At 37.3% G+C, this 14,824-nt stretch carries 13 protein-coding genes; 5 read left to right on the top strand and 8 right to left on the bottom strand.

Annotated features, from left to right (window positions below):
• The first annotated feature begins 38 nt into the window (after window positions 1-38).
• Window positions 39-2,516, top strand: a complete 2,478-nt coding sequence (locus OCK74_RS26225) for a beta-galactosidase (protein ID WP_279300086.1) — start codon at window positions 39-41, stop codon at window positions 2,514-2,516.
• Window positions 2,517-2,726: 210 nt separating this feature from the next.
• On the opposite strand, the gene OCK74_RS26220 is transcribed toward OCK74_RS26225, so the two are convergent.
• Window positions 2,727-3,620, bottom strand: a complete 894-nt coding sequence (locus tag OCK74_RS26220; protein WP_279300085.1) for an AraC family transcriptional regulator — start codon at window positions 3,618-3,620, stop codon at window positions 2,727-2,729.
• A 417-nt stretch (window positions 3,621-4,037) separates the two neighbouring features.
• On the opposite strand from OCK74_RS26220, the gene OCK74_RS26215 reads away from it, so the two are divergent.
• The 3 genes from OCK74_RS26215 (at window position 4,038) to OCK74_RS26205 (ending at window position 7,929) form a co-directional block, all read left to right on the top strand.
• On the top strand, window positions 4,038-5,147 hold the full coding sequence (locus OCK74_RS26215; RefSeq protein WP_279300084.1) for an acyltransferase family protein: 1,110 nt from the start codon (window positions 4,038-4,040) through the stop codon (window positions 5,145-5,147).
• Between the two features lie 1,085 nt (window positions 5,148-6,232).
• Entirely contained in the window at window positions 6,233-7,030 is a 798-nt protein-coding gene (locus tag OCK74_RS26210; protein WP_279300083.1) for an HAD-IIA family hydrolase, read from the top strand.
• 575 nt (window positions 7,031-7,605) lie between these two features.
• On the top strand, window positions 7,606-7,929 hold the full coding sequence (locus OCK74_RS26205; RefSeq protein WP_279300082.1) for a hypothetical protein: 324 nt from the start codon (window positions 7,606-7,608) through the stop codon (window positions 7,927-7,929).
• 12 nt (window positions 7,930-7,941) lie between these two features.
• Here the strand turns inward: OCK74_RS26205 and OCK74_RS26200 are convergent, their stop codons facing one another.
• From OCK74_RS26200 to OCK74_RS26190, 3 genes are all read right to left on the bottom strand, one after another.
• A complete protein-coding gene (locus OCK74_RS26200) occupies window positions 7,942-8,802 on the bottom strand; it encodes a transglutaminase family protein (protein WP_279300081.1) in 861 nt (286 codons plus the stop codon).
• Window positions 8,803-9,204: 402 nt separating this feature from the next.
• Entirely contained in the window at window positions 9,205-9,921 is a 717-nt protein-coding gene (locus OCK74_RS26195) for a DUF6320 domain-containing protein (RefSeq protein WP_279300080.1), read from the bottom strand.
• 11 nt (window positions 9,922-9,932) lie between these two features.
• Window positions 9,933-11,225, bottom strand: a complete 1,293-nt coding sequence (locus OCK74_RS26190; RefSeq protein WP_279300079.1) for a condensation domain-containing protein — start codon at window positions 11,223-11,225, stop codon at window positions 9,933-9,935.
• Window positions 11,226-11,385: 160 nt separating this feature from the next.
• Between OCK74_RS26190 and OCK74_RS26185 the strand changes: the two genes are divergently transcribed.
• Window positions 11,386-12,270: an alpha/beta hydrolase fold domain-containing protein gene (locus tag OCK74_RS26185; RefSeq protein WP_279300078.1), complete on the top strand. Its 885-nt coding sequence runs from the start codon at window positions 11,386-11,388 to the stop codon at window positions 12,268-12,270.
• Window positions 12,271-12,782: 512 nt separating this feature from the next.
• Here OCK74_RS26185 and OCK74_RS26180 read toward each other — a convergent pair.
• The 4 genes from OCK74_RS26180 to OCK74_RS26165 form a co-directional block, all read right to left on the bottom strand.
• Window positions 12,783-13,109: a hypothetical protein gene (locus tag OCK74_RS26180; protein WP_279300077.1), complete on the bottom strand. Its 327-nt coding sequence runs from the start codon at window positions 13,107-13,109 to the stop codon at window positions 12,783-12,785.
• Window positions 13,110-13,126: 17 nt separating this feature from the next.
• Entirely contained in the window at window positions 13,127-13,549 is a 423-nt protein-coding gene (locus OCK74_RS26175) for a response regulator (RefSeq protein ID WP_279300076.1), read from the bottom strand.
• Between the two features lie 149 nt (window positions 13,550-13,698).
• Entirely contained in the window at window positions 13,699-14,049 is a 351-nt protein-coding gene (locus OCK74_RS26170) for a hypothetical protein (RefSeq protein WP_279300075.1), read from the bottom strand.
• Window positions 14,050-14,075: 26 nt separating this feature from the next.
• Window positions 14,076-14,824: hypothetical protein (locus OCK74_RS26165; protein WP_279300074.1), on the bottom strand; the 749-nt coding region annotated here is incomplete at its 5' end.

Genomic DNA, 14,824 nt, shown 5'->3' with positions numbered 1-14,824 from the left:
ATTTCATTCATATCAACCGTTTCTGTAAAATGCGAATAATGATGATTAAAAATGTTGGCCGGCAAATTCTTTTAACTTCTGTAATCTTACTAACGCAGCATTTTTCTTTCTGTCAAACAGTACATCATTCTAAAACTTATACCATTAACACCAACGTTCTGGATAAGAAGATCTATTCAGGACATTTAAAGTTGGGTGGAAAGAACAATAAGGGGGATAGTATTTCAGTAAACAACTATTATGTTTCTATCAACAATATGCCCTTTATTCCTGTTACTGGTGAGTTTCATTTCTCCCGTTATCCTGCTCAGTACTGGGATGAATCTATTAAGAAGATGAAGGCCGGTGGTATCAACACGGTGGCCACTTATGTGTTCTGGAATTTGCATGAAGAAAATGAAGGTAAGTTCAATTGGAGCGGAGACAGGGATGTACGAAAATTTGTAGAACTGTGCGCAAAGAATAATCTATACACCATTGTGCGCTTAGGTCCATTTTGTCATGGTGAAATTAGAAACGGAGGTTTGCCTGACTGGCTGTTGGGTAAACCGCTAACGGTCAGGTCCAATGACCCTCTGTATCTTTCTTACGTTGAAAAACTATACAATGAAATTGGGAAAGAATTACAAGGTTTGTTTTATAAAGATGGAGGCCCAATTATTGGTATTCAGATTGAAAATGAATACCAGCATTCTGCTGCTCCCTGGGGCTTGACTTATCCTGAGCAGCCACATGATATGACAGCATCTGAACGCGATCTTGGCGTTACGCAGGAAGGAGTCGGGATTGCGGAAGGTAGTAATCCCTATTCGGAATTGGGTAACGATCATATGAAGGTATTGAAAGCATTATCCATTAAAGCTGGTATGGATGCTCCTTTGTTCACAGCTACCGGTTGGGGTAATGCAGCAATCATTCCCAATGAATCCATTCCTGTTACTGCTGCATATGCTTATCCTTTTTGGACAGCTAAAAAAGATCTGTCGCCTTTTTTCCTGTTCAAGGATATGCACAAAGATCCCGACTATGCACCTGTTCGCTATAAAACTGAAGATTACCCTGCATTTCCTGCTGAATTGGGATCGGGTATTATGTCGGTATACACCCGCAGGCCTATAGCAGAACATAAAAGCTTTGACGCTATGATCAACCGTTGTCTGGGTAGCGGCGCCAATGGCATTGGTTACTATATGTATCATGGCGGTTCAACGCCAAAGGGTGAACACTATTACTTTAACGATGAGGCCTATGGCCTGCCCAAGATCTCTTATGATTTTCAGGCGCCTATTGGTGAATTTGGGCAGGTAAGAGAAGGATTTCACCGTTTGAAATTGCTTCATTTTTTTACCAACCACTTTGGTGAACTGTTGGCGCCTATGGTCACTATACTGCCACAGAATTCATCTACATTGAAACCTGATAATGATACAGACCTTCGTTATGCGGTGAGAACAAATGGTCATGCTGGTTTTCTGTTTGTCAATAATTTCCAGGATGATATGGAAACTACAGATAAAAAGAATATCCAGATCAGTATAAATACAGGTAATGGTGCAATTCTGATTCCTGAAAGTGGAGGATTTAATCTAAAGGGAGAAGAAAATGCCATCTTTCCTTTCAATTTGGATTTGAATGGTGTGACCCTGAATTATGCCACTGCACAATTAATGATGAAAGGTGATGATCCGTCAAATCAATACTATGTATTTTTTGTGCCAGAGGGCGTAAGTCCCGAATTCTCTTTTGCAAAAGAAAGTGGTGTAGTCATAAAAAATAATTCAGGAAGTAGCATTGAGCAAAATGCTAAGCGCTGGCTGGTTAAATGCAGTGCAAAGGGCGTTTCTGAATTTAAGGTAAGTAAAGGGGGAAAACATACAAAAGTGTTGGTGGTAGATAAGGAGTTTGCTTTAAAGGCTTTTATAGTAACGATTAATGGGATGGAGCATTTGATTTTTTCTGATGCCGTGGTACTGCAAAATGGAAATTCATTCGAATTTTTAAGTAAGGGAAAAAATAACTTTGACTTTACAATTTATCCACGAGTACAGGTAAAGCCTACTTTTAATATTGGGACCTTGTCTGCATTAAAATCCAGTCCTTCTTTTTCATCTTTTACAGTGACATTACCCAAAGCTGATTTTCCTACTCAAACTAGGCAAATAGGTCAGAAAAAGCTGGTTGTTCAATTACCTGGGCAAATGCAAAGCAGCCTGAATGATATTTTTCTGACAGTAGATTACATCGGCGATACCGGCATGGGGTTCATTGATGGAGAATTGGTTGCAGATGAATTTTATAAAGGTATTCCTTGGGAAATAGGCTTGAGAAAGTTTTTAGGGCAGCCCGCAGCTAAAGAAATGGTATTCTATTTCCGGCCCATGTATAAAGACGCAACCTACCTGGTTGATTTGAAACCAGCATCTGTTCCTGATTTTGGTAAGAATAAGACTGTACTTAAAGTAAACAATGTAGTGTTTACGCCTCAGTATAAAACTGTAATGGAATTCAGGAAATAAATGAGTCAGTTCAACAATTGTCAGATTTAATATTTAACCAGCATTTAAAGATGGCAACTTTTTGTTTGGCAAGCATGCAATCGTTCACGTCTTCTGTTTCTACAGAGGACTTTTAACCTCTTCTTCTGTTGTTTTGAGTTGTAAAAGGTAAACTGTAATGACAATGTACTGGGCGCCCCCATGATAGGCTGTGGATAATGTAAATATTCGTTAGTGAATTCTCTTTTCCCGGTATTCATTAGGCGACATGCCCATTACTTTGCTGAACATTCTGGAGAAATAATACTGATCGGCAATTCCCAATTCAAGTGCAATTTCTTTGATCCTTAGGTCAGTAAATAATAAATACTGACAAGCCTTTTGCACTTTTAAATGGTTAAAGTATTCAATTGGAGTGAATCCTGTTTTCTTTTTAAATAAATAAGAAAAATGGGCTACAGACAGATTAACCGCAGCAGCGATTTCTTCGAGCCCAAGTACCTGGTCTGTCTTATTCTTTAAAAAGTCTATTGCTTTATCAATAGTGTCCATTTGATTAGCCTTTCCTTTAACATCAAATTGGTTGTAAATGAACGTAGATAGAAAGTGCCATAGACACATATTCGAGTATTGTAAATGATCACTACTATACCCCTTTTCTAATTGTCCATAGATCTCATTGAAAAGCTCAATACTTTTCTCATTATTTTGAATAAATCCCTTGTACCCATTAACTTGTTTTTTTATTAGTGAAACAATAGAGTCAGAGATGGTCCCCTTGAAGTGGGCCCAGTAAATAGTCCATGGTTTATTTTCATCGGAAGCATACGCGTGTGCAATTTTCATAGGCACAACAACATATTCACCTGCTTCAATAGTAAATCTGTTCTTCTCGATCGTTACTTCTCCTTTTCCTTCATGGCAGTAAATTAAAATATGCTGGTCTGCGCCATGTGGACGTTCGCGGTAATGGTATTTTGCTTTAGGATAGTATCCAATATCAGTTACATAAAGGGCACTGATGATATGGTTGTTGGCACATTTACTGGATAAGATCTTTCTGGGAATCACAATGGCTTTCTGGCCTTGGAAACCTTCTTTCTTTCTATGTGAGTCAGAGATCATTTAGAGGTATTGAACTGTAAAACTAAGGGAGTGGTTGATTTTAAACAATAAAATAATCCATCATGGCCAAAAGTCATTCCTGCTTCCAACCTGTCTCAAAGGCAAATTGAAAAAAAATCATACTTTCTTCACCAGTGGGTGCTACGGGAGGCTTTCTTTTTTGCCTCCCTTCCTAATTCAAAGCATGGAAAATCCTCACTTATAAATTTGCGCAAACGATTGTCTCAGCCTTGTATTGTCTATTGCTATATAATTGTAGATCTAGTGAAGGATGTAACATTTAACATTTCAATCATTGCATAAATCATAATAATATGTACTGAAATTAATTATGTTGTGCCCTTATTCATCAGTTGGAATTGCATAGAGCTTGTGTTTACGGCTGGTTGAATTTCACTTTTCCGAAAAAAAATGAATATGGAAATGATAAGTTTGGATGTTGCTAAAACAAAACAGCATTCAGGTATTTTAAAAACAAAACGGCATTTTGAAATTCTTGATGGATTAAGAGGAATAGCTGCTTTGGCTGTTGTAGTTTTTCATTTCATGGAATGGATTTATTCAGATTACAGCAAAAATTTCATTGGACATGGTTTTTTGGCCGTGGACTTTTTTTTCTGTTTATCCGGCTTTGTTATTGGATACGCCTATGATGACCGCATTGGAAAAATGGGGGTAGTAGAATTTTTTAAATCGAGGATGATCAGGCTGCAACCTTTGGTGCTTCTAGGCTCTGTAATAGGGCTGTTAGGCTTTCTCTTTGACCCGTTTGCAAGTCATTCAATATTGTATGGCACAGGCAAACTCATCCTGGTATTTCTTTGTTCCGTTTTAATGATTCCCTTTCCAGTAATGGAGGAGCGGTTTTTTAATTTATTCAGCTTTAATGCGCCTGCCTGGTCCTTGTTTTGGGAATATGTTGCCAATATTTTTTATGCTTTTATACTTTACAAGATTGGCCGTCGCTCTTTGGCGGTATTCGCTATAATTGCTGCGGTTGCCCTTTGCTTTGTAAGCTATCGTTCAGGAAACCTGATGGGCGGTTGGGGCAAAGATAGCTTTTGGGATGGCAGTATCCGGATTGCTTACTCCTTTTTAGCTGGTCTGTTCATCTACCGTTCCAATTGGATAATTAAAAACAAGCTTGGTTTTATCAGCTTGGCTATTTTATTGTCGCTGGCATTTATCATGCCCTATTTCAAATGGAACTGGATGGCAGAAGCGCTGGTTGTGCTATTGTATTTTCCATTACTGGTTTCATTGGGAGCCGGTGCTAGTCTTACACAGGGATTAAAGAGGCTTTGTCAATTTTCCGGAAAGATATCTTATCCTCTATACATGACTCATTACGTAGCAATATGGATATTTGGAAATTATTACACCAGCCACAAGCCTGGCACAACTGAATTAGTGCTTATCATAATAATAGGAACCATTCTTTTAGTTGGTTTAGCCTATTTGGTAATGGTAATTTATGATACGCCCATAAGAAAATACTTAAATAATAAAAGGCAGCAAAGGCTTTAGTTATACTTCAAAAAACTTAAAAAGAAAGAGCCAAGCGGTCCTTCTTATTTTCTCTAAAGGTCACCACAACATATAGAGAGCATTCAATTATGGAAATAGCGCACCAATGCTTTCAGAATTAAAGTTACTACAAAACTCACTGCCGACGCCACGGATCCGGCAATAGTCAGGTAACCGGCTATTTTTATGTAACCTAACGGTGAAGTGCCTATTGTTTATGACATGAGGGTTCAATAGTTTTACCTGCATAAAATGGTATGACTTTGCAAGTTCCCTCATCTACCCGCATTGAGATGTTTGCCATGATTGAGAACTGGAAAGGAAATGATCTTTCTCAAAAAGCCTAGTGCCGAGGGCAAAGCATCAGCTATCATGTTTTTCATAACTGGGATAAAGTCTACCGGGATCACAAAGGGGAAGGGGCAGTAAGCAAGCATCCTTTGTTCCCCTGCAGATCCAGGGTTCCCTTACCCATACTAAGGTAATGGAGTGAGTGCTCCCGGATGGCAAGCGGATTTTATTTAACCACCAGCCTTCCACGGATTTTATCAAGGCTTTGCTCTAAGGCTTCACTATGCTGCACCGGTTACTGAGCAAAGGATAGAATCATATCAGCACTATTGTTTTATGCAGAAATCTTTTGGTAGGCGGGTATTTAGAGCAGCTGTGGTTTTGTGTTGTGGAAATGGTAAGCCGTTAACAGGCATATATGGATTTCTTACAGATGTATTTTTATTAAGTCCTTCTTACATTGCAATGTCCTTGCTGGATGGTGTGAGGAACGAGCATCTTCCGGCTCCATGCTTTTATTTAAATGCATTTCCTGCAAATCGTAGTTATCCAATGTGCTCGTGCAAGTACAGCACCTGTTATTTATCATGTGTTTATTTTTCTTTTTCACTCCGCTAGTGTCCCATACGGTGACCGTTGTTACGTCTTTTCCGAATAACCAAGCGGAAGGTTAAGTCATTGGCTTAATTTTGGTTGTTGGTGAAAACACTAATCAATGGCATAGAAATAAAAGAAGGATTTCTTTGCTTTATTGGTTTTTTAAAAAGCTAATTATCATACTAATTTTTATTAACATGAAACAAGGTCTATTAATCGATATGGATGGAGTTATATATGGTGGTGATGAAATGATACAGGGTGCAGATGAATTCATTGCCAATTTATTAAAAAATAAGATACCCTTCCTGTTCATGACCAACAACAGTCAGCGGACCAAGCTGGAAGTAGTCCGAAAATTAAAAAAACTGGGAATTGAAGTAACTGAGGACCACGTTTATACCAGTGCCATGGCTACCGGGAAATTCTTAGCCGATCAGGCTCAGAATAAGACAGCGTATGTACTGGGAGAAGGTGGCTTGCTCACCAGTTTACACGACAACGGTTTGACGCTGGTGGAAACAGAACCCGATTTTGTTGTTCTGGGTGAAGGAAGAAATTTTACCTTGGAAATGGTACAAAAAGCGGTCGACATGGTACTGGGAGGAGCAAAACTTGTTACCACCAATAGAGATCCTTCTCCCCGAAAACCCGGATGGAACAATTTGGGCATTGCAGCCATCACTGCTATGATTGAGGAAGCTACAGGCATAAAGGCCTTCACTATCGGTAAACCTGGTCCTGTCATGATGCGTTCTGCCCGTAAAGCCTTGAATTTAGAAACTGCAGATACAACGGTGATTGGCGATACAATGGATACCGACATACAGGGAGGTGTACAGATGGGCTATAAAACGATATTGGTTTTATCCGGTATTACAAAAAAGGAGGAATTAAACCGTTATGCTTTTAAACCGGATTTGATAGTAGGTTCCGTAAAAGATATTCAATTTCCGTTAAAATGGTGGAAAAATGAGACACAGAAAAAGGTGTGAACGATGAGGGTAGTCGTGCAATTGAAAAATGTATAGTTGCAGTATGATAGTGGGCCTTGGGTTCTGTCGCATATGTGTTGAAATATCACAGATCATCGCTTTATAAAGTGCTGAACACAGAATACGCTTGGTTTCAAAAATCTTTGACTCTGCATCCAAAACCCTATCAGGTTTCGAAATACTACGTATGTTCAAGAAAGAGCAGGTAGAATTTCCTATGGCAACAACCTACAAAACGTTTTGTTCTTTGGCTGCATGAGGGATAGTTTCAAACTTCGCCTTTTCTGTTTTCTTATCAACAGCTGCGACAGAGCCTAAGCATATAAGATGCAATTTTTTTTAAGCTTATCAATAATTATTTGATGTTTATTAATATATTCTTTATTGCGGAATATAAAGCTTAATTTCAATTTTGTATTAAAGCTTCTTGTAAGTCTTTTAACTTCCTAAGTCATCTCGTTTTAATATTTACACCTGCTTTATTGTTAGCATAGTTTTGAAGGGTCCTTCCGAATTTCCAGGTGAGCCCAGTTAAAACTATTTATATAATCATATTTTTAACCAACAATAATATAATGCGACACTATCCAAAGTATCTCGTTAAAGCAGATGATGAGTTTGATTCTATTAATTTTCCTCAATTAGTGCAAGATCTTAATCAAATCAATGAAGCATCAGTAAATGTTCCGCAAACATTAAAGGCTGAAATATTAATTTCATTTACAAAAATCCATTCATTAAAACATGAATGGATCAATGCCAATCCAATGTTTGCCGAATTAGTAACAACCGGAGAATTGCCAATAGGCAATATTGCTTCTTTATTTGAAGCCAGTTCTAAAAATTCTTATTTTCAGCAGCAGTTTGAAAGGTTTTTACAACAGAGGATTAATAGCTAATTTGCCGTTTTCCTAAAAGCGTTTTATCCTGTTGTTGTAAGTAAAGATAGTTTTACATATTTCACTTTTCCCGGTAATTGGGGCTGCGCTTTCGGGTACAGGCGTACAGGCGAGTGGAATATGCCCTTCACCTGCAAATAAACCTGATGTAGCATCAAGTCCAATCCAACCAGCGCCAGGAATATATACCTCTGCCCATGCATGCAGGGAGAAGGAATCAGCATCCTCAACATTTGTGTTGTTTATTGGATTGACGACTTGAACCAGGTATCCTGAAACAAACCTGGCAGCAAGACCTAAGTGTCTTAAAACCTGAACAAGAAGCCAGGCTGAATCCCGGCAGGAACCTGAAGCTAACTCCAATGATTCATCGCTGGTTTGAACACCTGGTTGCATACGCATAGTATAAGAAATTTCATCGTTCACTTTTTGATTGACCATTACCAGGAAATCGATGATTCCCATTTTGTACCGATTTACCTTTTCCAGCCACTGCATTATCTTAGGACCGTAGTCGGTAATCTCCAGATAAGAGTTAAGATTTTTCTTTAGTTGGTCATCATATGCAAAAGGAAAATTTTGAGCCGATTCATCCACAAAGAAGTCGAAAGGATTAACAGGAGTTAAGTTGGCTATTATTTTCACATCAATAAGCAACTTATGCATTGGCTCCTTGAAATCAATACGAGCTATAAAGTTCCCAAACGGATCCTGTTGCCAATGGATTAAGTGGCCATCCGGTTGAATAGAAAGATCATAAAATTCAATGGATGTACGACTGTGAGCTGCAGGTTTAAGTCGTACTAAATGCGGGGCAAGGAAAACAGAACGCTCGTATTCGTATTTGGTTAGATGTTGTAGAAGAACGCGCATTTGTCAAAATTTTACTTGCCATTAGTAATTCTCATTGATCAAGTTAATCAATAAATCAGACATCATCCATAATATGGGATATGAGTATTAATAATAAATCTATTAAAGCCGATTATATGGAGTACCTTACATGGAATATTTAAAGCACCTCGTATTCATTCCTGCTTCTCTTTCAGACCTGTTTCAATCTTTGCATCTGCTTTTATTTATCAATAACTTTTACTAAACAAATAATACGTCAATATGATACCTCACATGAATTAAGAATAGGTAATTGGGGTAAGGAAGAAAGAGCAGGTGCATTCTTTCAAATCAAAAAAGGCATAGACATTGATAAACATTCAAAAAGCTTTTTGCCTATTCTTATTACACCAGAAGTGCTGAAGAAAAATGAAAATCAGTTTATATATGGAAAGTCTTATGTAAACTGCGACCTTTCCGTAATCTGAAATGGACAAATAGCAGGACAACCACAATTGGAAAAATGCAAGCAGCAACAATAAGACTCCACCACAGATGAAACAAATTGGTTTCAAAAAAAGATAAGGTTCCTTCTATACATAAACAAAGAAAAGCTGCTGCAATAAATGAATAAGCAATCAAATTGATCCCTTTATGCTTTGACATTTGAATAGCAGCAAGTAGGGTTGCTATAACTACATTACAGGCTAATAGTAACGGTATTCCAAGTTTGATAGCCCAATTAAAGCTTCCTATTATTGCATCAAGAATTAGTATAAAAGTGGAGGATGCAATAAAGCCGCCAGCCATATCAATAATCGTTCTTTGATTCCAGAATGCAAATAAAGATACATAAGAAAAAATGGTAAAGCAGAAGCCTGCCAGGTATTCTGACCATGTGATGCGCCTATTCATGGCAAAATCAATAATGAGCGTTGCCATGACACCAGAAAGAAGAATAATTGAAACAATTTCCCAGGTAAATCTTTTCTGAGGCTGATCCATTTTCCTGTGACCATAAGGAGAAATCTGCTGAATGGAAGATGCTACCGACTGAATTTTATCAGTTTGATGATTACTTGCAACTGGTTCTCCGCATAACGGACAATCCAGCATGTCATTTTCCAGTTCCACACCACAATTTTTGCAATAGATCATGGTACTCGCTTCTAATGTAGGGTTAGTTTAACAGGAATGCCCTGAGCAGTTAGAAATTTAAAGAATCTTCTTTCCAACTCTTTTGATGTCGTAATATTTCCGAAACACAACACTAATTTATTATCAAATCCAACAGTTCCGCAGTTGACTTTCAAAATATTGTTAGGTGGAGGTGGTATAAATATAAACTTATTGATCAAGGCATTGATTTCCGGGCTGAAATTGATTTTTCCCAAGTTGGTCACTACACCACTGTATTGCCTCGTTCCTAGCGCATAAAGTTTTGAAAGAACAAATGATTTGATAAAAAGTGGAATCCCTCTAATAAATGGATTTTTTTCGCCGCCTACATTACGTGCAATCATTTTGCTGATCAGCTTTTTATCAGTTTCCAGCTGCATCTGGTGATAAACTACTTTTACAATTTCTTCAAATGAATAATGCCCTAGCCGGAGATCTAAGCCTGGCATAACGTATAAGGAGAAGTTTCTCATGGTCTTGGTAGGATACATTTTGCGTAAGTTCACCGGCACTTCTATGCGTATAATTTTAATGCTCCTGCGTTTTTTAAATGATGTCAGCTGATCATATATGTCCTGCAGCGAATACAGGTAAACTGCAGTAAGATATTCAGTGAGACTGACTTCGTATTCTTTTGCTTTTTTAATAATTATATCAAGCGGTATAATAGCAGTTATTACATCGAAACGAGGCGGTTTATATATGTGAAACGGCAGGTGGAAGGCCTTGGGTATCTTAATGAGCGGTGAATCGAGTTTTTTAAAATACCTGCTATACGCATCTTCATATTCCTCCTTTGAAGGGTTTTCTTCAGGATGATAAAATGGCAGATTCGTAGGTAGTAAAACGTTGCATTTTTCAAGGTACACTAGGAGCAGGGTTTTTAGAAATTCAAATGCCCCAGTTGCATCAGTTAAAATGTGCGAGAACTCAACACTGATCCTGTTCTCTTTCACGAGCACTCTGAACATGAGTTCATTTTTGTCAAATGCCCTGCATGGTATTTCATGATCAACTTCAACAGCAATTTGTAAATTATGATGCTCAAGATAGTACCAGAAGAAGCCTGCTTTTAGCTTTACCTTGTAATAGGGGAATCTGTTTTCAATGGTATGAACTGTCTCGATAAATTGTTTTGCTTTTATTCTTGCTTTTAATTCAACAGCAATCCTGAAAACAGAAGTCAGTTCCATGTCCTGTACAGCAGGATATATTTTGGCAGCATTATCAAGACGGAGCCAAAACTCATCTGTATTCTTTGTTTTCTGATCTTTCCTGTCCATTTCCTTACTATATAATGGTTAATCTTTCTGCATAAAACTTGCTTTGTAAAAGTATATTATAACTAATAAAGTATGTTTCTTAATGATTGATAATTGCTAACTTCAGTTTTAGCTAAAATATAATGCCAGCTAAATTATCCACAATTTTAAATGATTCATTTTGGCAAGCACCCAAAGTAAATTACTCCATATTCTTCTGAGATTAATCAATAAAAAAAACTTTCTTAAGGCGCAATTTGCTATTGGTAAATTTGATTTTTACACTTGTATAGAACCGCCCCAGGAAATTGCAGCAATCTGTAATATTGATAAATATCAATTAGACGGTCATAATGTTTTTACTATTAAACCTAAGGATAAATGCAGTGATAAACATATATTGTATTTACATGGAGGTGCGTATGTCAAGAGTTTTGCTAAACAGCATTGGAAGTTTTTTGGGTTACTTATTAAAAGTTTAAAATGTACAATTACAGCACCCGATTACCCATTAGCACCCAAATATACCTACCAAGAGTCGTTTGCCATGTTAGATCCTCTTTACAAGAAACTGATCTCAATGGTAAGTTCAAATAACTTCATTCTTATGGGCGATTCGGCAGGCGGGGGCTTTGCACTGGCTCTAGCTCAAAAGATGAGAGATGAACATGAAAACCAGCCGAAACAAATTATTTTACTTTCTCCCTGGCTTGATCTAACGTTGTCTAACCCTGATATAAAAAATATTGATCCCATAGATCCTTTTTTAGGAATAGAAGGTTTGATGCGTGCAGGCAAAGCATATGCAGGAAATACAAAGCCAGACCATTATTTATTAAGCCCGATAAATGGGCCATTAGAGGGCCTTGGTAAAATATCGCTTTTTGTTGGGTCTAATGAAATCCTTGTTGCAGATGCCAGAAAATTAAAAGCATTGGCTGAGTCAAAAGGAATTTATCTTAACTATTTTGAGTATGAAGATATGGTTCATGTATGGATGCTTTTAAATCTTCCGGAATCAAAAAAAGCGAAGCAGGAGATAATCGACTTAATTCAACACTCTTAATTAGTTTGCGATTTCAAACACTGTAATAAGACATTTATTTTAGTTGACCTTAATTATAAGTATAATCTTACAGTGATACACAAATAAATTATAGTTGTGCTTTTCATTTCCATTAATAAATAAGAATATTTGGGGTTATATTATCCGTTATTACGTATTAATAGTAGTGTCTATTCAGCAATTATTAATTCCACATGTTGAATAAGAATAAATAGAAAAGGTCTTTTTTCTTCCATCAATTCCTGCATTTATTATTCCTCACGCTGATTGGCAGAAAGCACCTTAGCCTATTGGATATCACACATGGTGGTAGCCTCCTCACTTAAAGAATGAAAGTAGCAATTTTAGCCCGCTTACCTGGCGCACACCGCCAAGAAATTATGGGCCCTGGTAACATGTGGCCTCCATATTAACAGAGGGATTGGTAAATGAAGTCGATACTGTTTATAATGAATTAGACGAGCAACAGTTGGATTGGGGCGAGGGCAAGGGCGATACTATATAAATAACTGTTACCCGGCTCTTTTTTTCATTACCATTTTGCGCATAAAATCACTATAAATATCATCTTTATGATTGCTATACACTCCATAAGCATCCAGGCTATAGCCAATTAAGCCGTCTGCAGTCTGGATCAAATATATTATTGCTTCATCAGATGGGTCAGACACCCCTTCAAAACGGTAGGTTTTAATGATTTCAAGTTCTTTTTGCCGATACACTCTTCCATTTTCGGCCATAAATCCTTTTTTACTAAAGATGAATTCATTATCCTGGCCCCTGGCATGAAGCACATTCAAAACACAACTTATAGTTGTCATTTCAATTGGACTTGGCATATAAATAATTTTATGGGTTATTCAGTTTCGTATTGTTCTGAGAGAAGCTTAAGTGTTTTAGCAAGCTGAATGCCAACCAGATAACCATCCGCTTTCTTATAACATGCCGCAACTCCCAAGGTCAATAAACTTCTTTCCATAGATGCAGACATTTCTGAAGAGTAAACAACAATGGGAATGTTATTGTATCTTTTATCAAGCTTAAGCATTTTAATAATCTCTTTTCCGGATAGTTTAGGCATATGGTAATCCAAGAGTATCAAACACGGATAATGAATGGCATCAAGTTTACTCAGGTAGTCAAACATTCCGTTTCCTGAATCAAATAGCAGGAGGTTTTCGTTCCATTTTATTTGTAAAAATGACTCATTCATGAAAACCCTGTCATCTGGATCGTCATCAACGAGTAATATCGTCTTGTTTGTTGAATATGTGATCATAAGCATTTTTTATCAGGTAATGTTTTTGTTACGAGTCCTTAACTTCTTGTGCTCAGCAGTCTTACAGCAAAATGGCACGATCCTTTTTAAAGGTCTCTACTTTTTATATCCCTCTGTCCCAACATACCTGATATGATTAGATTGGTATTTCATTTCGTCATTTCCAATTCTTTTCCTTTCAATAAAAAGTATAAGTTTTGTAACTGATGCAAACTTTTTAATTCTACACCGATTCGCTGGTGGGAAAAATTCAATACCCAAAAATCCCGGTCTAATTCCATATCGGGACCTGTACCAGGGATTGTTTTATTCTTTTGCCATACTTTAAAGTAATCATGAAAAGAAAAACCATATTTTCCCAGTACTTCTGGTGTAATCGGAACAGGTAAAAAGCTATTGGAATGATGATCTATATCAATCCCTTTTTTGATTTGATAGTATGCGCCTGAATTATTATTCATAATCCAATTGCCTATTCTTAATTCATATAGAGGTATCATATAATTGTTTTAATATTTGTGAATAATCAGGTTTTTCTTTGACGGACTAACAGGGCTAACGCCTGCCTTTGTTTTTCAACTTCTTCATTTTGTTTATCCTGATCATGTTTATTGCTTTGTAATTTTTGTGCATTTGCATTATCCCGTTTATTAAGGTTGGCACCATCATCTACTAAACTATTATATCTTTTTTCCGCCCTGATTACAGTTGCATTCTGCTGCTTTATCAGCAACTCCAAATGATAAGCTTGCACCACAGACGCCAGCTTATTCAAAAACTCTTTTGCTTGTTGCCTGGTGAAATGTGTTTCATGATTGCGTGCTGCGATATCTTCATTAGACATCCCCACCATTAAGTCAATGATTGAAGCATCTTTTTCGATTTTGCTTTTACGGCTTACCTTAAAATAAAGATCAGCATTGATGGAATCTCCCCCTATGAACGGTGTATTCTGAAAAGTTTTAAATCCCTTTAACTCATTGCTTTTGGAGCCTTGTTGCGAAAAATAATCATCCATGGCTGCAGTAATAACCTCTGGTTCATAAGGTAATGAAATAGTGGCAGCCGGCTGGTGGGTCTTTTTGTAAACAACGATCCCATCCTTAGCCTGTCCAAATACACATCCGGATAAGAATAGCATAGGCCATAAAAAGAAATTTCGTCTCACTAGGATTGTCTTAAAGGATGAATAGTAAATGATTAAAAGCAGATGCAAAGATTGAAACAGGTCAGAAGGAGATGCAGGAATGATTACAAGGTGCTCTTTGTATGAGC

The sequence above is a fragment of the Paraflavisolibacter caeni genome (assembly GCF_025628885.1).
Classification (GTDB): Bacteria; Bacteroidota; Bacteroidia; order Chitinophagales; family Chitinophagaceae; genus Flavisolibacter; species Flavisolibacter caeni.
Note: the sequence above shows the minus strand (reverse complement) of the source record. Positions and strands in the feature narration are given on the sequence as shown.